The sequence below is a fragment of the Dyadobacter subterraneus genome (assembly GCF_015221875.1).
GTDB classification, from domain to species: Bacteria; Bacteroidota; Bacteroidia; order Cytophagales; family Spirosomataceae; genus Dyadobacter; species Dyadobacter subterraneus.
This window is the reverse complement of record NZ_JACYGY010000001.1, coordinates 4,359,070-4,377,616: the sequence shown is the minus strand read 5'-3', so window position 1 is coordinate 4,377,616 and position 18,547 is coordinate 4,359,070. Positions and strand designations below refer to the sequence as shown.

General features: G+C 42.1%; 21 protein-coding genes. 10 read left to right on the top strand and 11 right to left on the bottom strand.

Going from position 1 to position 18,547, the window contains the following annotated elements; translation table 11 throughout:
* Positions 1-29: 29 nt before the first annotated feature.
* A complete protein-coding gene (locus IEE83_RS18250) occupies positions 30-518 on the top strand; it encodes a DUF4890 domain-containing protein (RefSeq protein ID WP_194121956.1) in 489 nt (162 codons plus the stop codon).
* Positions 519-548: 30 nt separating this feature from the next.
* Here the strand turns inward: IEE83_RS18250 and IEE83_RS18245 are convergent, their stop codons facing one another.
* The 5 genes from IEE83_RS18245 to IEE83_RS18225 form a co-directional block, all read right to left on the bottom strand.
* Complete coding sequence (locus IEE83_RS18245; RefSeq protein WP_194121955.1) at positions 549-1,265, bottom strand: LytR/AlgR family response regulator transcription factor; 717 nt, start codon at positions 1,263-1,265, stop codon at positions 549-551.
* Positions 1,258-2,379: a sensor histidine kinase gene (locus IEE83_RS18240; protein ID WP_194121954.1), complete on the bottom strand. Its 1,122-nt coding sequence runs from the start codon at positions 2,377-2,379 to the stop codon at positions 1,258-1,260. The genes IEE83_RS18245 and IEE83_RS18240 overlap by 8 nt, the downstream gene beginning before the upstream one ends.
* 90 nt (positions 2,380-2,469) lie before the next feature.
* Positions 2,470-3,402 (bottom strand): DUF4249 domain-containing protein, encoded by a 933-nt coding sequence (locus IEE83_RS18235; protein ID WP_194121953.1) that lies wholly within the window; start codon positions 3,400-3,402, stop codon positions 2,470-2,472.
* Positions 3,403-3,414: 12 nt separating this feature from the next.
* Positions 3,415-5,820: a TonB-dependent receptor gene (locus IEE83_RS18230; protein ID WP_194121952.1), complete on the bottom strand. Its 2,406-nt coding sequence runs from the start codon at positions 5,818-5,820 to the stop codon at positions 3,415-3,417.
* The gene (locus IEE83_RS18225; RefSeq protein ID WP_194121951.1) at positions 5,817-7,067 is read right to left on the bottom strand and encodes an alpha/beta hydrolase family protein; all 1,251 of its coding nucleotides are present in this window, start codon (positions 7,065-7,067) and stop codon (positions 5,817-5,819) included. Before IEE83_RS18225 ends, IEE83_RS18230 begins: the two co-directional genes overlap by 4 nt.
* Before the next feature lie 570 nt (positions 7,068-7,637).
* Between IEE83_RS18225 and IEE83_RS18220 the strand changes: the two genes are divergently transcribed.
* The 3 genes from IEE83_RS18220 to IEE83_RS18210 all read left to right on the top strand — a co-directional run bounded on the left by IEE83_RS18220 (position 7,638) and on the right by IEE83_RS18210 (position 8,698).
* Positions 7,638-7,799, top strand: a complete 162-nt coding sequence (locus IEE83_RS18220; RefSeq protein ID WP_194121950.1) for a TetR/AcrR family transcriptional regulator — start codon at positions 7,638-7,640, stop codon at positions 7,797-7,799.
* Between the two features lie 159 nt (positions 7,800-7,958).
* Positions 7,959-8,186 (top strand): hypothetical protein, encoded by a 228-nt coding sequence (locus IEE83_RS18215; protein ID WP_194121949.1) that lies wholly within the window; start codon positions 7,959-7,961, stop codon positions 8,184-8,186.
* Between the two features lie 326 nt (positions 8,187-8,512).
* Positions 8,513-8,698: a hypothetical protein gene (locus IEE83_RS18210; RefSeq protein WP_194121948.1), complete on the top strand. Its 186-nt coding sequence runs from the start codon at positions 8,513-8,515 to the stop codon at positions 8,696-8,698.
* Between the two features lie 49 nt (positions 8,699-8,747).
* Here IEE83_RS18210 and IEE83_RS18205 read toward each other — a convergent pair whose 3' ends face one another.
* The 4 genes from IEE83_RS18205 to bla all read right to left on the bottom strand — a co-directional run bounded on the left by IEE83_RS18205 (position 8,748) and on the right by bla (position 12,233).
* Complete coding sequence (locus IEE83_RS18205; protein ID WP_194121947.1) at positions 8,748-9,380, bottom strand: hypothetical protein; 633 nt, start codon at positions 9,378-9,380, stop codon at positions 8,748-8,750.
* 126 nt (positions 9,381-9,506) lie between these two features.
* On the bottom strand, positions 9,507-10,217 hold the full coding sequence (locus tag IEE83_RS18200; protein WP_194121946.1) for a LytR/AlgR family response regulator transcription factor: 711 nt from the start codon (positions 10,215-10,217) through the stop codon (positions 9,507-9,509).
* A complete protein-coding gene (locus tag IEE83_RS18195; RefSeq protein WP_194121945.1) occupies positions 10,207-11,298 on the bottom strand; it encodes a sensor histidine kinase in 1,092 nt (363 codons plus the stop codon). Before IEE83_RS18195 ends, IEE83_RS18200 begins: the two co-directional genes overlap by 11 nt.
* A 209-nt stretch (positions 11,299-11,507) precedes the next feature.
* Positions 11,508-12,233 (bottom strand): BlaB/IND/MUS family subclass B1 metallo-beta-lactamase, encoded by a 726-nt coding sequence (gene bla / locus IEE83_RS18190; protein ID WP_379992196.1) that lies wholly within the window; start codon positions 12,231-12,233, stop codon positions 11,508-11,510.
* 366 nt (positions 12,234-12,599) lie between these two features.
* On the opposite strand from bla, the gene IEE83_RS18185 reads away from it, so the two are divergent.
* A complete protein-coding gene (locus IEE83_RS18185; protein ID WP_194121943.1) occupies positions 12,600-13,817 on the top strand; it encodes a serine hydrolase domain-containing protein in 1,218 nt (405 codons plus the stop codon).
* Between the two features lie 69 nt (positions 13,818-13,886).
* On the opposite strand, the gene IEE83_RS18180 is transcribed toward IEE83_RS18185, so the two are convergent.
* Positions 13,887-14,312 (bottom strand): hypothetical protein, encoded by a 426-nt coding sequence (locus IEE83_RS18180; protein ID WP_194121942.1) that lies wholly within the window; start codon positions 14,310-14,312, stop codon positions 13,887-13,889.
* Positions 14,293-14,883 carry an RNA polymerase sigma factor gene (locus IEE83_RS18175; protein WP_194121941.1) on the bottom strand — a complete coding sequence of 197 codons (591 nt, stop codon included), beginning with the start codon at positions 14,881-14,883 and terminating at the stop codon, positions 14,293-14,295. The genes IEE83_RS18180 and IEE83_RS18175 overlap by 20 nt, the downstream gene beginning before the upstream one ends.
* Positions 14,884-15,040: 157 nt before the next feature.
* Between IEE83_RS18175 and IEE83_RS18170 the strand changes: the two genes are divergently transcribed.
* The 5 genes from IEE83_RS18170 to IEE83_RS18150 all read left to right on the top strand — a co-directional run bounded on the left by IEE83_RS18170 (position 15,041) and on the right by IEE83_RS18150 (position 18,461).
* On the top strand, positions 15,041-15,400 hold the full coding sequence (locus IEE83_RS18170; RefSeq protein WP_194121940.1) for a DUF6249 domain-containing protein: 360 nt from the start codon (positions 15,041-15,043) through the stop codon (positions 15,398-15,400).
* Positions 15,401-15,411: 11 nt separating this feature from the next.
* Positions 15,412-16,548 carry a serine hydrolase domain-containing protein gene (locus IEE83_RS18165; RefSeq protein WP_194121939.1) on the top strand — a complete coding sequence of 379 codons (1,137 nt, stop codon included), beginning with the start codon at positions 15,412-15,414 and terminating at the stop codon, positions 16,546-16,548.
* A 151-nt stretch (positions 16,549-16,699) separates the two neighbouring features.
* Positions 16,700-17,188, top strand: coding sequence for a RidA family protein (locus tag IEE83_RS18160; RefSeq protein WP_194121938.1), 489 nt, complete (start codon positions 16,700-16,702; stop codon positions 17,186-17,188).
* Positions 17,189-17,243: 55 nt separating this feature from the next.
* Entirely contained in the window at positions 17,244-17,843 is a 600-nt protein-coding gene (locus IEE83_RS18155) for a DUF6624 domain-containing protein (protein WP_194121937.1), read from the top strand.
* 201 nt (positions 17,844-18,044) lie between these two features.
* Positions 18,045-18,461: a BLUF domain-containing protein gene (locus tag IEE83_RS18150; RefSeq protein WP_194121936.1), complete on the top strand. Its 417-nt coding sequence runs from the start codon at positions 18,045-18,047 to the stop codon at positions 18,459-18,461.
* Positions 18,462-18,547: the final 86 nt, after the last annotated feature.

Genomic DNA, 18,547 nt, shown 5'->3' with positions numbered 1-18,547 from the left:
ACCATCATTCCTAAAATTATCAGCCTTATATGCAAATTACTTTCTTGAAAAGCATCCTCATTTTATGTCTAGTGCTTGCTTTATTCAAAACGGGAAGGGCTCAGCCTCCGGGCGGGGCTGACGGAAATTTTCCACCCTTGGAATTTCCCGAAAATAAAACCGAGACTCCTGATGAAACCGCACGCAGGGAAACCAAGTGGATGAAAAAGAAACTTAGGCTCACAGCGCAGCAACTTGCTCCGGTGGAGGATATTAACTTTGATCATGCGCTTAAAAAACAGGACATTATTGACAATCTGATCAAAAAGGGCATCCGCCCAACCAGAGAACAGCTGCTTTTTAGCCAAAAGGCTTTTGATACACTGGCTGAGGATAAAGACAGTAAGCTCTCGAAGGTATTGACCAGTAAGCAGTGGGGTATTTATCTCTCAAAGAAAAAACAACTGGAAAATAACGGTCAAAATATGCCTTTTGCGACACCGCCGGGACGGGTAGGAAGCGGTTTTTCTCCGCAATGATCGTTCTTATACTGAGGAAATTCTTAAGGTCTATTCTTTTTTGAACTGGTAAATAGACTTTAGATTGTCAGTAAACTGATTTCCAATGGGCAGCTCTTTTTGAGCTACCCATATTTTCTTTTTTTGAAATGCCTCTATTTTTTCGATAGAAACGATGTAGGACTGATGAACCCGGCAGAACCGGTCTGCCGGCAAAAGGGCATAAATTCCTTTGACGTTCATCCGGGTAAGCACAGGGCCAGGTCTTGAAATAGTGAATATTTTAACATAATCTTTAAGTCCCTCGATATAAAGAATATCCGAGTATAGAATTTTAACCGTCTGGTACTCAGATTTTACATAGAGAGCGCCCTGCTGTTCTGCTGATTTTCGCTGCGGCATTCTCAGCTGATGAAGTGATAGCGCTTTACCAGTCGCGGCAAGAAGTCTTTCAAAAGAAATTGGTTTTAATAAATAATCGATGACATTCAGCTCAAATGCCCTGACCGCGTACTGCTCAAAAGCAGTTGTAAGAATGACCATGGGCGGGTTCTGCATTTGTGAGAGCAGCTGTAAACCTGACAGACCTGGCATTTGTATGTCTAAAAAAATCAGGTCGAATTCCTGAAATTCGAGCACCCTTCTTGCATCCAGCGCACTTCGGCATGTTCTGACCAGTTCCAGGGTTTCAATTTTACCGATGTCGTCTGCCAAAATTTCCAGGGCAAATGGTTCATCATCTACTACCAGACATCTGATCTTATCCATGCTTCAGGTTCAGTCTTAGTTCAACAGAAAAAAACTTTTGGTCATCGCGTATTGTCAGCGTATGTGTCTTCGGATAGTAAAGTTCAAGCCTTCTTTGCACATTCAACAATCCCTGGCCTGTTCCCTGTATGAGCTCGTCATCTTTGAAATCGAAATACTGATTTGTACAGGTAAAAACCAAATCATAACCTTTCACGCTTAGATTGATCACGACCTTCGAAGGTTCCTCGGAATGGATTCCGAACTTAAATGCATTTTCAACAAAGGGTATGAAGAGCAGCGGTTCAATTTTAATGTCCGGATCGTAGTTATCGCAGGTGAATTGGACCTGTGCCTTAGGATGAAGTCTTAGTTTCTGCAAATTTACATATCTTTTCAGATTCGTAACCTCATCCAGGAGCGCTACCTGGTGATGTACTACCTGGTAGAGCATATATCTTAAAATCTCGGACAGTTCCATCACCGAAGTTTCAGCCTGGTCGGATTTAATTCTGGCCAGCCATCGAATATTATTAAGTGTATTAAAGAGGAAATGAGGGCTGATCTGAAGACGCAAGACAGCCAGCTCCGCACTGGTCTTTTCATAAAGTATCTGCTGATTGAATTGCTGCTGATCAAGTCTTTCCGTTAAAACGGCCCAAAGCGAACTTGAAAGGACAATGAGTGCAAACAAGATCAGATTAGCCAAAAGCTGCCGCGGCGCCAGGAAATCATTTGCCAATATTTCTTGTAAAAAAGGATCGTTGCCTTCGGTTCTGGAAAGGTACATTTGCAGGTCTGCTCTGACGGCCTGCAGCAACAAATAATCCAGTAGCAGTACCATCACAAACAGTAACGGCAGGTATAAAAAGAACCGAAATGAATTTTTTGTCGATAATAACTGAGGCGTTAGATAGTGCAGGTTAAGATAAAACACAGCAATCAGCATCAGGTTGACAAAGGTCCTGGTAATGAACAGATAGTTGACATAATATTGAGGGAGCTGTTTGAAAATTGGAAGGGGCAAAATCAGGGGAGATGCGAAAAAAGCCAGCCACCCGGTTACATGCAGCCAAAACCGGTAATTCAACAAAAAGCGGGCAGATGTAAGTTTCAGTCTGAGTGGGGTGGACATATTCGCGTTTTATTTTTTGTAGTAAATACCCGGTAACGGCCTGTCTTGTTGCACAATGCCAGTTAATTTTCCCAGGGCAGGTGGAGTTGATCAGAAGTAAAATTTTTTTCCCAGTCCCGATACTGCAGCCACGTTGAAATACCCGACCACAGCTGACCCATTCTTATTTGAATTGACGATGTTTGTTGAGACATTGGCCAGCGGAGCAGAGGTGAAAAGCTCTGATATGCCGCCCATCCGGTCTGCCTGTGAGACGACCTCAGCCAGATAATTAAAAGATGAAAGATTAATCGAATGGATCTCGACATAGATTGAATCCCCGTTTGCCAAAGGAGAAACGGGTCTGTCATCGCTGTCCAGGTCATCTGCATTGACCCCCAACCTGACTGGTGAAATAAATGTTACCCCATCAAAGCCACTGCCTGAAGAAACCCCCGCATCATAGGCTGTTGTAATTTCACTCGCTTTATTGAGCAGTTTTCCGTTTTTATAACCTCTCATCCAGTAGGTGTCTCCTTTGCCAGCCGGATCTTTTGCCCAAAACTCTGCACTGTAAGTATCGTCCAACATACCTTGTCCCTCCCGGTAGGATAAAGTAAGACTGTCGACAATCGGAACGCGGTTCATCACAGATGTTGCGGTAAATGTTTCTCCCTTGTAGACTACTTTTAAGGTATAGCTTCTGCCTACGGCACCGAGTAATTCCCCTTTGGCCGGATACCAGCTGTAAGCTCCTGTCACACTGGTGCTGTCTTCGGCGAATTTAAATACATGGCCCTCGTTGTCTGTAACCGTTACCAAAGCCCCGGAAGCTACCGGAGGAAGGTTTTTATTGTCAAAATAGTCCTGTGAAAGCGTCAGGTAAATGTGCTGAGTTTCGGGTTTGTTATTGATCCAGGCATCAATATTCAGTACTGAGTCGGCCGAGGAAGTTTTTACATTGATTTCATCATCACAAGCCCACAAAAGCGGAATACTCAGTAAGCATAGTGGTCTTGCCAAAGTGCGGATGGCTGCTATCATAAAGGTTGTTTTTTAGAATTTAAAATTATAAGAGACCGATGGCACCATGGATCCAATGATCGACACCCGGTGCGCCTGCGTTTGTATGGGCTGATAGGAAGTTACACGGTCGGTCGATTGGGAGAAATAAGTGGAAAAGGCATTTTTACGGCCGTACACGTTATAAATCGAAAAAAACCAGAAGTCATGGTTTTTTCTTGCCAAACCTTTTTTGTTAAGTGTTTTGCCTTCCATTCTCAGCGATAGGTCAAGGCGATGGTAGGGCGTCAGGCGGGCGTCATTGCGTGCATTAGTTGTGTTGTAGGGTATGAGGATACCCTGCGAAAGATACCGCTGGTTGGGGTAAGTGGTAGGCGTGCCTGTTGTAAAGGCAAAATCTGCTGTCGTGGACCATTTCGGATTAATCGTATAGGAGGCTACAACTTTTAAATTATGGGTTTGGTCAAAACGGGTAGGGTACCATTTCCCATTGTTGATCCCATCTACTTTTAATTCCGAGCGGCTTAGTGTGTAGCTGACCCATCCAGTAATGAGCCCTTTTTTCTTTTGAAGATAAAGTTCCAGTCCATAGGCCCTTCCGTTGCCACTCAGCAAATCGCCCTCCAGACGGTCATTATTGAGCAGTTCGGCGCCATTGATGTAATCAATCTCGTTGGTAGTATTGCGGTAAAAAGTTTCAGCAGAAAACTCATATTCAGCACGCTGCCCAAGATCAGTGAAATAGCCCAGCGTGTACTGATTGCCCACTGCCGGTTTAATGTTATTGGTACTTGGCGTCCAGATATTTAGCGGATTAGAGGCGCTGGTATTGGAAATAAAATGCACGTACTGTGCCGTGTGGCTGAAACTTGCTTTGATCGATGCCTGGTCATTGATCTGATATTTGAAAGACAATCTAGGCTCCGGATTATTGTAAGATGCGATGGACTGCCCGTTTTTGTATTGGCGCTGGGCAACAGCGGTCCGCTTTCTGCCAGCGATGGTGTCGTTGTAGGTATAGGCGGTTCCTGGTCCCAGATAGTTAAAATAAGAAAAGCGAACCCCATATTGCACTTCCAGCTTTGAGCCCACTTTTAAATGGTGACTGACATAACCGGCCATTTCCAGTGCATATTTTTTTGGCTGGCTGCTATCGACAGTTTCTCCATTGGTTGTTCCTACCGTTTTGGATGGGTTGAACTGATAGTAAGAACTCTCGAGTCCGAATTTTAATTCTGAATTGCTATTGATGAAATAGCTGAAATCAGGTTTTAATACATAATTGCTGATTGCGGAGCTCCAGCTGTATTTATTGTTCTCATCCTGATTGAAACCAAGGTTGTAATTATAATTGCTGAATACCGCCGAAACATTGGCAAATAATTTGCTGTTCAGTACCGTGTTCCAACGCAGTGTTCCAGATTTGTTGCCCCAGTTGAACTTGGCATCATCGGAAAGACCAAAATTGTCACGGCCGAAAAAACCGGAAAGATACAAGCGGTTCTTCTGGTTTAATGTGTAATTGGTTTTTAGCGTTATATCATAGAAGTTCAGTCCAAAGTTGTTGCTGGTCAAAAGGGTAGAAAGGCCATCTATGTAGGATCTTCGTACTGCGATCAGATAGGACGATTTATCCTTAACCAGTGGTCCCTGAACGGCGAGTCTGCTGAAAATAAAACCTACGCCGCCATCGACTTCCGTTTTTTTACTATTGCCTTCTTTTAATCTGACATCCAAAACTGAGCTGATCCGGCCTCCATACTCCGAAGGGATAGCTCCTTTGTAGAGTTTTACATCTTTTACCGCGTCGGGATTGAATACCGAGAAGAATCCCAGCATATGTGAGGAGTTGTAGACCGGTGCTTCGTCAAGCAGCACCAAATTCTGGCCGACACTGCCACCTCTGACATTAAATCCTGATGAACCTTCACCGACCTGGCTAACACCTGGTAAAAATTGCAGACTTTTTACTATATCCACTTCACCCATCAGCGCCGGAAGTTTTTGGATGGTTTTTATATCGAGTTTATTGACGCTCATTTCAAAGTTGCGGGAAGTCGAAATCCGGCTTTCATCCACAATCTTGACTTCATCCAGCACCCTGGATGAAACTGGCAGTTCAATGTTCGCGGTGAGATTACTGGTTAGAACCAATTCTTTTACGATTTTATCATAACCTATGTAGGAATATTCTATGGTGTAAGAACCTTGTGGCAGGGTGATGGAATAGAAACCATAAGCATTGGTCACAGCACCCGATGATGGGCTCTGCTTCACATAGATGCTAGCGCCAATAAGCGTTTCTCCGTTGCTTTTGTCCTTCATTGTTCCACTGATTGTAAATTTGTTTTGCGCGGTAGCGGTGGCAGCGGCAGCCAGGACAAGCAGAAAAATGCCACAGTAAGCACCTGGTGAAAAGGAAATAAAATACTTGCTCATTTTTTATTACTAAGGGGAAAAGGTAGTTTTTTTAGACTGTTCGCATTAATGATGTAGCCTAAGCCTACATTCAGATTAAAACCTCGTATCGCGTCGACTTTTCCTGCACTTTCGAAATTGGCGGAATGGATATACCGAAGGTTGGCGCCAAGCGTGAAGCGCTTGGCAAAACGAAGATCAATACCGGTGCCGATTGTGGTATGAAAAACCATTCTAACTTCCGAATTCAGGTTGGGCCTGGCGCCAGAGCTCACCGCGCCGGGACTCATTTTGCCACCAAATACCAATACCTGGACTACGCCGGATCCCAGCAAAAAATAAGGGTGGGCCCTGACTCTGGGAAGCGCATATTTAAGACCAATGGTCAGCGGCATAACCATACCTCCACCGGTTCTCAAGCTTCCGCCTGCTGTCGTTTCCTGGGTTTGTGGTACCTTTAGTCTTCCGATATCTATAAACCAGGCAATCGAATCGTTCATCCATTTGGTAAGATGTATATCCAGAAAGGAGTGGGCATTGTACAGCTTCGCATAGGTTCCGTCTGTGATGCCTGTATGAACTGAGCCAAGCATCGCGAAACCACCGTATCTGACTTCCAATATCACCCGGTTATGTAATCTGTATTCCTTTAGAGAATCGATTGGATCCATCTTTTTTCTTACCGCTGGGTTATCCCATAAAGAATAGGTAGTGTCTGTCTTGACGGTTTTTTCAAGCAGGCTTTGGACACTGCCCAGTGCAGATAGACTGTCATTCTTATTTGTCTGTATCCAGGTCTGGTAATCGTTTAAAAGTTTAGGATACTTTTGCCGGAACTTTTGCGCAATACATTCACTGCTCTTTTCACTGAAAATGAATACCCGGTTTCGGTCGTGGTGAAAATTGTTATAAGTGTCCTCAAGAATGAATTTTAAAAACTCAATGTCATGATCTGCCGAAGCTTCGTCTTTGCAATCCCAGATCTTATTAACGGCGTTTGGGAAAATCAGAATCGTTGGTTCCTTTATATATTTCCATACCGTTTTTGCAAAAGCCTCCCGGGCCGTTTCTCCACTTTTATGCAAAATGATGACAACGGGCCTACTGCTGCGGTAGTCATTGGTACTGCTGTTGGAATAATAAAGAAAGCTCCTGTTTACACCTCCAATGGTATTTACAAAAATACGCTGTGCAGATGACTGAAATGAAAAAAGAAAGAGTGAAAATATAACTATTCCGACTTGATGCTTTTTTAGAATTAGGGCCATAATAAAGGGATGCAGTATTGCTTGATTCAATAGCAACAGGTACTTGCCTTTAAATATGAATGGTGAAAAGTGTATATAATAACAGGTCTTTTGTAGATATATGATCCTTTTATCGGCTCACCGCTTCCCTCAGCGCTTTATGGAGCACCTGAATAGTGCGATTATCGGCTTACTTTTGTACGGTGCACGTACTGTGCGTGTTCATGGGCCTAAACTGTAACTGCGGACGTTAAATTTCTTTTTTCACATTTCTTGTTTGCTGCAAAGAGGCTAACGAGGCTGTAGACCTATTAATCTCAAAACCATCGCCTTTTGCGGCGCTCAGTTGACAAAAGCTTAATTAGACCGGATGTATATTTAATCAATGAGATTGCAGGATCTTTGTCAATACTAGCTGGAAATGAGCATGATTTAGAAGCGAAAACGCATGCAGGCCATCGCTTAGATTGAACTAATTTTTTTATGGACGAAACCTATCAGTGAATGAGATGATTTATAAAATGTGCGTTATTTTCGCTGGAAATGAATTTAAATAAATAACCCGGAGGTAACAATCACTTTTTGACAAAAATGAGAAATAAAGAAAGAGTCCGTGACCGCCAGCGGACAGAGCAAAAAATCATCGTGGCAGTAGGTGAGATCATTAAGAAGCATGGTGTCGACCAGATAGGTATCAATGCAATTACAAAGACAGCCGGGGTAAATAAAGTATTGATATATCGACATTCATAACGGTCGATTCGCTAATCATCACTTATACCCAGTCACTGCTTGAGAACCGGAACGATTTTAAGGAAACTTTTTCAGGAAATATTGACCCAGCCAAAAAGGTAATTAGTATACTGCTGAATCTCACAGGAGCTACGCACAAATGACCACCTGCTGGATCTGATGCTATGGGAAATCCAGCACGGAAAAACATTTTTACTACCCGCATTGCTGCTGGTGGTCCAGCCCGAACTGGACTTGTTAAGGCAGTCCGGTGAAAATACCGACCGGAAGGCTCTGATTGCACTGCTGAGCACCGGCGTTTGCATGCTGAGTTTTGTAGCAAATATTCATTACCCGGTTTTGGGTATTAAAGTTCCCTGGCAGATCCGCCCGAAACGAACATTCTGATCATTTTTTGCTTGAACTCAGCGTCGTAGCTCCGACGACTTTTTTCAGATTTTGGGTCTTTCATTTTGCATCATGTCGTGCAAAAATATGTGCCGATTTTCGGAGCCAGCTCACTCACATTCAACGCTGTGTTACAAAATATATTAACTATCCGCAAGAGCAGTTGAAGCCAAGGTATATACACGATCAATTATATACGCCCATTTTTTTTAGACAAATGACAATGAGATAAAATCAAGCAGAGGATATATCCTTGTAATTCGAATTGCCTTGTTAGTCGAGGTGTTACTTTATCTGATTTATCAACAAAAAAACATTACATAGATTTGGAGACTATCCGGAATTTGAAAAATCAGGCAGTCTGGTTAAGAAGGGAAAATCTGCTGCTGATAGATCCATACCGGGTGCACATTATGTCCTTGCTTCAAACTGTACGCCGGGAAAGCGGTCTTGTTCAGGTAAATGATAAGTATTCAATCTGTGCCGTTAGTAACAATATGCCGGTGGGTTGATTTAATGATGAATCCGCCCACCGGACATCTGGCATTTCAGAACTGCTGATTATTTTTTGGTCTTGGGCAACTGAAGGATCTGGATTGAACCTCCCGAACTATATCCTGACAGCTGCACAAATATGTGGTCACCCTCTTTTCTTCGGATTGCGTAAACTTTCACCAAAGTGTTGGTATAATCAATCGATCCCTCCTCACCGAAGTAGGTGGCCTCGTCTTTAATACGGTCTAGTTCCTTCTGTGATACTTTTCCTTGAAATATCAGTGCGCCTCCGGCGGCCAAGATCAGGTCTTTATAACTTTTTTCAAAATAGGGCAAAGACCATTCTTTACCAGTGACATTCGTTAAAAATGCTTTATATACCTTTCCTTCCAAAGGTATCATCCCTTTTTGCGTTGGAAAAAAAAGCCGGTCGAAATCGCGCGTAAGTGGTTTATTAAGAGGAATTATATCAGCCGGAGGATTAAAAATGGGAAAGGCAGTCAACTCTTTTTCACTGAAAGGCAGTTTGCTCAAATCGATAGAATCAGAGAGCACAATTTTGGCTGTTTGCTGTGCCGGGGAGGCAGTGTCAGCTTGTATTATGGACTTTTCATGAAGGCTATCTGCCTTGCCAGACTTATTGCAGGAAAAAAACAAACCAGTCAGAAATAGGGACATTAGAACAGTTTTACTTTTCATTTCAATGAATTTTATGCGTTGGGTAATAGATAAAAATTTATTGCAAATAAAAATTCAGGCCAATTATGCTTTGGTGAGTTATAGCGCTACTACTTGGTCTGTATAACAAAGTGGCAGGTTCACTTTCTATTTATTGAGCCTTGTGTTTTCCAGCATCTTGAATACATATTCTTTATAACTGGCTCCGATCGGGATTTCGGTTCCCATAATTTGAATGCCTGTCGATGTAAAGGAGCCAATCTTATTGGTATTAACCAGAAACGACCGGTGAACACGCAGAAAAGAGTTGTCTGTAATCTCTGACTGCAAATCTGAAATTTTGTATTTCGCCTTGATCTTCTGATTTTGCAGGTGAAAGACAAGATAGTCTTTTACACTCTCTATATAACTGATCTGATCCACTTGTAGCCGGTGAACCCTGCCATCTGCACGGATGTGCAAAAACTGCGGGGAGGAAACAGGCTGTATAGCACTGGGCCCGGTTGAACGTGACAGATAACGCTCAACCGCTTTGAAGAACCTTTCAAACGTGATGGGTTTTAACAGATAATCAACCAAATCCAGATCGTATCCGTCCAGCGCGTATTCCCGGTAAGCCGTTGTAATAATGACAGCAGGAGGATTTTTTAGTGCCCGAAGAAACTCTAAACCGGTAATTTTCGGCATTTTTATATCCAGAAACAAAAGGTCCACTTGCGTTGACCGGAGTACTTCCAATGCTTTTATGGCATTCGCGCAGCTTGCCACAACCTGAAAGTTTTCGAGGTGTTCCAGATGATTTTTCAGTAGCGCAATGGCCAGCGGCTCATCATCAACTAAAAGGCATTTAATTTTCATGATGTTGGATTTTTTGCCTCAGATCAATTTGCAGCGTAACCATAAAACTGTTTTGCTCTGATGAAACTAAAAAAGAATGATCATCTCCATAAACCAGCTGCAACTGTTTTCGGATATTGGCAAGCCCAATTCTCTCACCTGGCACCTTTCCTGTCTCGTCTACAAAATCATTCGAAATTTTGAATTGAAAAATCTGCGTATTAAGTTCCAACACGATATCAATCACAGGGCTTCCCATATTTTCTCCTAACCCGTGTTTGAATGCATTTTCTACCAATGATAACAGGATCAGCGGTGCGATTTCAGCGTCCTGGTCGATGCTGTGCGTAAAACTTACCCGTAGCCGCTCGTCATATCTTAATCTTTCAAGGGTCAGATAATTTTCGATGAGTGCGATCTCTGAGCTTATACTGACAAATGGCTGACTGCACCGGTAGAGCACATGGTCCAGTATCTGCGACAAGCCTGCAATGGACTCAGAAGTCACTGGCGAATTAATCAGTGATAGACAGTAGATGTTGTTGAGGGTATTAAACAAAAAATGCGGATTAAGCTGCGCTTTCAGCGCATGAAGCTCTGTCTGTGCCTTTTGTTTTTCCAAAAGCAAGCTGTGCTTTTGAACCACATACTGATCTTTAATCAGCTTAGCCAGTGCGAAAAGCCAGGCCATTGAAAAAGATAGTGCAAAGTAGTGGGTAATTAGCTTTGGGATATCGGTCATAATTTCCCGGACGGATTCCTGTCCGAATGGCGGTGTTCTGATCAGGGGTTCGAGAAAATAAATCACCGCAATTCTTGAAACTACCGATATAAAATAACTTCCTGCAACAAATATGACTGAGACCACCAAGTAATGCTCTGGTCTGAGAAGTCTGGGAATAATCAGGTAAGCCAGAAAATAGGAAGATATCATTGTAATGGCCATATAAAAAAAATGCCTGTATAGCACTTTGTCAAGCGCTTCAAATTCTACCATATCGTACCGGTTCAGAAATATCAGTGTGACAACAAGCCAAAACAACACATGACTTAGCAGTCTGTGGGAAACGTTGAGATAAATTATTTTTTCAAGCAGCGGCATTAAACAATATTTGATTAGTACTTTATAGGCACACCGGCCGGAAGTTCCTATGGCATGTCATCACCTGCAGAAGGATATTTTTACCGAATTGATCTAACCTGTTGATCACCTGTTAGATACTGATCTGTCCCATTGAAAAAGAACAGGCTGATAATTTTGGAAAGTTATTCAGCAGTAATTAAACTTCTCGCCCTTTATTTACGGGAACCCTATTTATTAAGCTGCTGTGCCATAAATAAGGTATGTGCCAGTGCCTTGACATTGCTCCAATCCCCGTGACCCGGAATTACATATTTGGGCGCCGGACATTTCTTCTTAACATTTTCTACCGTGGCAGCATATTTTTTCACGTTTGCATCCCCCAGATAACCTAGGTCCTGATCTTGCATGCTTTTGATCAGACAGCCTCCGTAAAGAATCTTCTGCTTTCCGAACCATATGATAATATTGTCAGCCGTGTGTCCTTCCCCTGGAAAATAAGTCTGAAAGCTATACTGGCCTACGGTAAAAGAAGTATCGTTTTCCATAATAAGTTCGGCTCTTTTCATCCCTCTTTTTATGCTGGTCTGATCGATTCGTATGGTTGTAAAAGTTTTGATTCCTTTCTTTTTATAATACTCAAGTCCGGCAGTTCTGTCAGAATGGAAATCTGTGGCAATACACAGCGTGGCGGTTTTCTTGTGTTTTACCTTTATGCTATCAAGTAGTGGCTGAAACTGTGTTGTATCCCAGGGCGTATCAAAGATAACAACCTGCTTGCTGGTCACAAGATACATTCCATTTGCCGAAACCTGTTCTCCCTTGTAGGTATTATAAGTTGTATAGATGTAAAAGCCGCCTGTCAAATGAGAGATTTTAAGTTTTTTGTTTCCTGTTTGTCCGAAAACATTGCTTAGGCAAAAAAGAAATGTTGTGGCAAAAATAATTGTTCGCATCATGTTTGTGTAGGTTGTTGGTTCAGCTGTGAAATGTATGTTGGCTTTAGGTTCTGATGTCCGGGCCGAAATCTGATTGCAACGCCAAACAGACCACAAAAGTAGACAATTCGCTTTTTGCAACCATACCTATCGACAGGCAAGCCCAAAAAGGTGTCGAATACTGGTAAAATACCTCCCAAACCTTTGGGACGTGGGTTTTAGTGTATCTGTCATCAAACGCTTCGGGTTGGTCATCCTACCAATTTTTATCTTATTTTAATTCTTTTCTTTGAAAGCTTTAATGGGTCAGAACCCTGGAAGAAATTGGAAGCAAACAAGTTTAACCTTGTCAATTTCGGAATCAAAACGAATCTATAATTACCAATGAAATCATCTCTGCTGCTTGCTATTGCAATGTTTCTTCCGGCGTATGCCGCGCCCGGCTTTTGCCAGGCACCGATCGCCGGATCTCCACGGACATTAATCGCCCTGGATAGTCTTATTGAGACAAAAATGAACCTTGGGGGCATGGTTGGCCTTGGTGCGGCAATCATCGTCGATCAAAAGGTGGTCTGGATGAAGGGATACGGTTATGCGGATCTGGAAAACAAAAAGCCCTTTACGCCCAGTACCATTATGAACATCGGCTCGATTGGCAAAACCTTTACCGGTGTCTGTATGATGAAGGCGCTTGAAGATAAAAAGCTTTCTCTGGATCAGGACATCAACACTTATCTGCCTTTCAAGGTCATCAATCCATACTGTCCTAACGAGAAAATTACGCTCCGAAATCTGGCTACGCACACTTCGGGCATTACAGACCGTTCAGCCGTGTATGACAGCGCTTACTACTACGGTGGCGACCATCCAACGCCGCTTGGCCAGTTTCTGAAAAGCTATTTTGATCCGAAGGGAAGGTTCTACTCAAAAGATAATTTTCTAAATCAAAAGCCTGGCTCATACCGCGAATATTCCAATATTGCCGCAGGCCTTGCGGGCTATATCATCGAACAGGCCGTTGGTATGCCCCTGAATGAATACAGCAAACAGTGGATCTTCAAACCCTTAAAAATGAAAAACACCTGCTGGCTGCTTTCTGAGATTAACCCCTCTTTACACTCCAAACTATACGATAAGCAGACTGATACCTTAAAAACGATCCCGTTATACGGACTGGCGACGTACCCTGACGGCGGTGTGCGCACTTCGGTTGCAGAACTTACAAATTTTTTCATTGCGCTGCTTTCAGACGGGTCATTCCAGGGTAAACGAATTCTTCAAAAAACTTCTGTGGATACCATGCAGCGCTTTCAGTTTACACCGGAAAGCAAGCCCGCCAACATTAAGCTTAACGAGCTGAACTCCGGACTTTTTTGGGCCACCAAAATGGATGTAACCCAGATCGGCCACGGCGGAACAGACCCCGGAGTCAAGACAGAAATGCTTGCAAACCTTTCAAAAGAAGTGGCCGTGATACTGTTTACCAATACCTCCCTGACAGACGAAAACCTATTCAAATATTACTTCGGCATTTATCAGGATCTTTGGACTTACGGATCCGCGCTGAAGGCTGCACGGCAAATTGCTCCGCATAAAAAATGAAAAACGGGATCGCTACAGATGATTTTCCTGTGATTTTTTAGCCAACGCTTCGGCTTTTCACTGGCAGATTTACATTTCATGATGGAGCGCCGTAGTTTTCAACTTGTACTGAAAATATTTTTTCAGTACAAAAATCTGAACGAAAAACATAAGGGTCGCAAAAGCAGTGGTATAACTTGCCATTTTTGAAAATTTAAAAAATACCGGGCGGGCAAGATCGAAAAACGTGCTGAAACCGGTATATGACAACCAGACTTTGGTATGTGGCGGGCTATACTCGGGCAGAAAAATAAAGGCTGCCATAAAAAATGCGAGTAATAAGGCAAAGACCCAATTGGGAATCAAAGGTCTATAGACTGTCAACTGACTTTTTTTAGGGGCCAGAGCCTGCATCATCACTTTTGCGGTAAAGTTTTGGGAAGGTGATTGCAGTGCGGCTGATTTCATAATATGGCAGGTAAAATCCTCCAGCTGCTTATCTTTTTTCTCTTTCATAGTAAGCTATCATTTCGGGTCCTAAATGCTGGCGTAAAATACAGGCCAGGTTCTTTCTGCTTCTGAAAAGTTTTATTTTAATATTGTTTGCATTCGTAGCTATCACCTTGGCTATTTCTTCGATCGTCAGATCGTCAAAGTAATATAAAGTCAATAAAAATGCTTCCTGTGGTGGCAGCAGATGTAAACAGTCCTGAATTTTTTGATTTCTTTCGGCCTGATCAGTACCGTCTAAAATATTTTCAATTGTTTTCAGCTGTTCACCGCTGAGATCTTCAAAGGAAACAAGACTGTTTTTGTTATTATATTTTTTTAAATGATCAAGACAGGTATTATAGGTGATCTTGTAAACCCAGGTCGAGAATTTAGATTCCGATTTAAATGTATCAAGCGATCTGTATACTTTCACAAACGCGTCCTGGCATACTTCTTCTGCCTGCTCTCTGTTTTTGATCATCTTATAGCTTAGCGTAAAGACCATATTCTTATACCTGTTGACCAGTACGGCAAATTCGTCCGGATTTCCTGCTATGATTCTTTTGATATAGTGCTGATCGTCAATTTTGTCCATTGAAAAAACTTCTCTGTCTTTTGAACAGGTCTGACGACAGATGAGCCGGTATGGTTACAAGCTTCCGGTAAAAAAATCTATTAGATCTTTGTAACCTGCCGCAAGACCTTGTCGTCCAAGCCTGGGAACACATCAGAAAACCTAAATCAAAAAAGTGATGAATACGACCATATTAATTCCCATCAGCCTTTTTTTGTCGATTTTCGGCATTTTCTATCTTTTCCTATCCACCCGAAACAAAGAGCGCCTGGCGTTGATTGAGAAAGGTGTGGATGCTTCCATTTTCATGCATGGCCGCCGTCCCGGCAGTTTATTTTTCAGAATTGTTATTTTGAATCTGGCATTTCTGTTGATCGGTGTCGGGTTGGGCATCTTCATAGGCCTGTTATTGTCTTCCTATACAACTCTTAACCAGGACGCCTTGTACCCGGCCTGTATCTTCACCATGGCCGGACTAGCGCTGCTCGCAGCTTTTAAGGCTACCAAAACCCTGGATCAAGCAATCAGTAACAATTGATCAGTCAAATCATGAAAATGCAAATACCAAACATCTTTCTCGTTATCGGATTGATCGCAAGCCGATGCAAACGGCAATACTGTACGTTGTTAATTTTTATCGTTATATCAGGCATTACTCCAAATGCGCTTAGAGCGCAAACCCTGGAATCAAAAATAGACAGCCTGCTTTCAAACGTTTTTAAAGATAAAGAGGGACCTGGCGGCGTGTTTTTGATCTCCAGAGCCGGAAAGCCAATTTATCATAAGGCGTATGGGAAATCCAATATCGAACTTGGCACTGATCTATCCTGTGACAACGTCTTTCAACTCGGATCAATCACCAAACAATTTACCGCCGTGGCCATTCTGATGTTGGAAGAACAGGGTAAATTAAACGTAAAGGATGCTATTGGCCAGTATATACCGGATTATCCTTCTGGCAGCAAAATTACCCTACACCATCTTTTGACACATACCTCGGGGATCAAAGATTTTACGAAGATGAAATCACTTGGCGAGATTTCTCAAAAGGACCTGTCGCCTAAGGAAATGGTGGATTTCTTTAAAAACGAACCCGTCGATTTTTTGCCAGGGGAGAAATTTGAGTACAATAATTCAGGCTACATCGTGCTGGGCTACATCATTGAACTCGTATCTGGCATGAGCTATGAACAGTTTGTTACAAAAAATATTTTTGAGAAAACCGGTATGAATCATTCCAGATATGCCAGTGAAAGAGCCATTATTGGAAAGCGTGCTTACGGTTATCAAAGGAAGCAGTCTGAATATGTAAACAAGGCCCGGATTAGTTTTACCATCCCTTTTTCATCGGGATCACTCATGTCAACATCGGCTGATATGCTTAGGTGGCAAAATGCGTTAACCAACAACGTTCTGCTACCTTCGAAGACTTTAAATAAGGCTTTTACCGTTCACAAATTAAATAACGGAGAAGCGTTTAACTATGGATATGGCTGGCATTTAAAAGAAGTTAACGGAATAATGTTACGAGAACACGGAGGTAGTATATTTGGTTTTAAGACCATGGGGGTTTACATTCCTAGTGAGGATATTTATGTGATCGGAATGAGCAATTGTGACTGCAATTCACCAACCAAAGCAGCGGAGGATGTTGCTTTTACTGCCCTGAAAGAATTCAAAAAATAATAATAAAAAACAGGCAAAGGTTTAGTAGCCCTGCTTCGGCACAGTAGAACCGACCAGTTCCAAATGATAGTTTCAAAAAAAACGGAATCAAGTTACCTTTTTTAAATACCAGATGAGAATATCGTTTATAAATAATTTAAATCAGTTTCTTATGACCAAACCGGCAGTACTATGCTACTATCTGCTGTTTATTATTGCGGGTTGTGAAAATGTAGGTGAACAAAAAGAAACTTTAAGCAAACCCGCAAATAAAAGCACCGGTATCCTTAAAGAAAAGTGGCATTGGGACAGTAAGACAAATCAAAATGAGGATGCAGGCTATGCCCAGGTCGTTAAGGTTGGTAATACCTTGTACATTTCCGGTATCCCAACGCACGATTTGAGTCCTGTGGGCATAACAAGAGTTTATGATGCACTGGAAAAATGTCTGAATACCTTTGGTGCATCTTCCCAAAATGTTGTAAAAGAAAATCTGTACACTACCGATATCGAACAGGTGAAAAAATATAACGCTGCAAGGAAAGCATTTTATAAGGGTGATTTTCCTGCCGCAACCTGGGTGCAGGTAACCAGGCTGTATGAAGCAGATTCGAAATTAGAAGTAGAATTGATCGCCCAGCTTGAAGATACTAACCAGTAAAATTTATCCTCAGTAATAGCCAAAGGTTATCCATAACATTCAGTATTGCAACAAAATGAATTTCAACGATATTGCAGATAAAATCATTGGTTTAAAAACAAGAGATTTACAACTCAGAACCAAACTCATGGAAGAGGGAAAACTTTCTGATGGGTATGATAAGGCTATGGAAAAATTACATAACAGCAATGCGGAGAAATTAGATGAAATCATAAACAACATCGGTTATCCCACGATTGACAAAGTGGGCAAGGAAGCCAGTGAAGCAGCCTGGCTTGTAATTCAGCATGCAATTGGCCAGCCCAGCTTTATGAAGAAGTGCATGATCCTTATGGAAAATGCAGTTTATGAAAACAAAGCAGATCCAAAAAACTTAGCGTACCTGACCGACCGGATAGCGGTTTTAGAAGGAAGACCGCAGCTCTATGGTACTCAATTTGACTGGGATGAAAATGGGAAATTGAGTCCCAACCCTTTGGAAGATTATGTAATGGTAAATCAAAGAAGAAAATCGGTCGGTCTAAATTCGTTAGAAGAACAGACTCAAATCATGAGCACTTTGGCAAATAGAGAAAATCAATCCCCACCCCAAGATTCTCAAAAGAAGAAACAGGATTTTGAAGAATGGAAGAAAAGGGTGGGATGGACGAAATAAAATTGTTGCCGAACTTACGATAACCCAGATTGTTTGAAAGAATACAATTTACAACAATCCAAAGAAACTCTCTTGACATAGAAGTGTACCACTTTCTTTTGCGGACAATGGGCAGTAGAGAGTGATGATTGCTGGACTACTATGCTGTTGGCATGATATTTTCATCTAATCGGAAATCCTATATCAATTTTACTCTCAGCGATGGAATTTTGCCTAATTTATCTTAGCTCTTCAAATGACCTGTCTGCTAGTGACCTTTCTTCCCTGGCTATCAAAAGCCAGGAAAACAACCGATCACTAGGGATTACGGGAATTCTACTATACTGTAATGGCAGTATCATTCAAGTTCTGGAAGGCAAACAAGAGAAAGTTAATGCGCTCTATCAAACAATTCTTAGAGACTCTAGGCACAAACAGGTGACCAAATTATACAGCGGACAGATAGAAAAGAGGTCTTTCCCTGATTGGCTGATGGGTTACCGGACTTTAACGGAAAATGAAATAACTGGCTTACAGGAAGAGCTCCCTTTTATTAAAAATCCTTATCTACAATCAGGTCCGGAAAATATTGTAGTGTCATTGGTAAGGACGTTTTATAAGAACAACCATCGCAATTAACCTGATTCTTAACTAGATGCTAGGCTTTAATTAGGTAGATAGCAAGGAGTGTTAAAGCAGGCCATTTGAATGGTAGTCTGCCTGAT

Bases quoted from the DNA above. Each gene is read 5' to 3' on its own strand.
- IEE83_RS18215 (WP_194121949.1), top strand. From the start codon at position 7,959: ATGCTATGGGAAATCCAGCACGGAAAAACATTTTTACTACCCGCATTG.
- IEE83_RS18185 (WP_194121943.1), top strand. From the start codon at position 12,600: ATGAAATCATCTCTGCTGCTTGCTATTGCAATGTTTCTTCCGGCGTAT.
- IEE83_RS18180 (WP_194121942.1), bottom strand. From the start codon at position 14,312: ATGAAAGAGAAAAAAGATAAGCAGCTGGAGGATTTTACCTGCCATATT.
- IEE83_RS18200 (WP_194121946.1), bottom strand. From the start codon at position 10,217: ATGAAAATTAAATGCCTTTTAGTTGATGATGAGCCGCTGGCCATTGCG.
- IEE83_RS18175 (WP_194121941.1), bottom strand. From the start codon at position 14,883: ATGGACAAAATTGACGATCAGCACTATATCAAAAGAATCATAGCAGGA.
- IEE83_RS18165 (WP_194121939.1), top strand. From the start codon at position 15,412: ATGAAAATGCAAATACCAAACATCTTTCTCGTTATCGGATTGATCGCA.
- IEE83_RS18160 (WP_194121938.1), top strand. From the start codon at position 16,700: ATGACCAAACCGGCAGTACTATGCTACTATCTGCTGTTTATTATTGCG.
- IEE83_RS18155 (WP_194121937.1), top strand. From the start codon at position 17,244: ATGAATTTCAACGATATTGCAGATAAAATCATTGGTTTAAAAACAAGA.
- IEE83_RS18205 (WP_194121947.1), bottom strand. From the start codon at position 9,380: ATGAAAAGTAAAACTGTTCTAATGTCCCTATTTCTGACTGGTTTGTTT.
- IEE83_RS18195 (WP_194121945.1), bottom strand. From the start codon at position 11,298: ATGCCGCTGCTTGAAAAAATAATTTATCTCAACGTTTCCCACAGACTG.
- IEE83_RS18230 (WP_194121952.1), bottom strand. From the start codon at position 5,820: ATGAGCAAGTATTTTATTTCCTTTTCACCAGGTGCTTACTGTGGCATT.
- IEE83_RS18150 (WP_194121936.1), top strand. From the start codon at position 18,045: ATGGAATTTTGCCTAATTTATCTTAGCTCTTCAAATGACCTGTCTGCT.
- IEE83_RS18170 (WP_194121940.1), top strand. From the start codon at position 15,041: ATGAATACGACCATATTAATTCCCATCAGCCTTTTTTTGTCGATTTTC.
- IEE83_RS18250 (WP_194121956.1), top strand. From the start codon at position 30: ATGCAAATTACTTTCTTGAAAAGCATCCTCATTTTATGTCTAGTGCTT.
- bla (WP_379992196.1), bottom strand. From the start codon at position 12,233: ATGCGAACAATTATTTTTGCCACAACATTTCTTTTTTGCCTAAGCAAT.
- IEE83_RS18235 (WP_194121953.1), bottom strand. From the start codon at position 3,402: ATGATAGCAGCCATCCGCACTTTGGCAAGACCACTATGCTTACTGAGT.
- IEE83_RS18245 (WP_194121955.1), bottom strand. From the start codon at position 1,265: ATGGATAAGATCAGATGTCTGGTAGTAGATGATGAACCATTTGCCCTG.
- IEE83_RS18220 (WP_194121950.1), top strand. From the start codon at position 7,638: ATGAGAAATAAAGAAAGAGTCCGTGACCGCCAGCGGACAGAGCAAAAA.
- IEE83_RS18240 (WP_194121954.1), bottom strand. From the start codon at position 2,379: ATGTCCACCCCACTCAGACTGAAACTTACATCTGCCCGCTTTTTGTTG.
- IEE83_RS18225 (WP_194121951.1), bottom strand. From the start codon at position 7,067: ATGGCCCTAATTCTAAAAAAGCATCAAGTCGGAATAGTTATATTTTCA.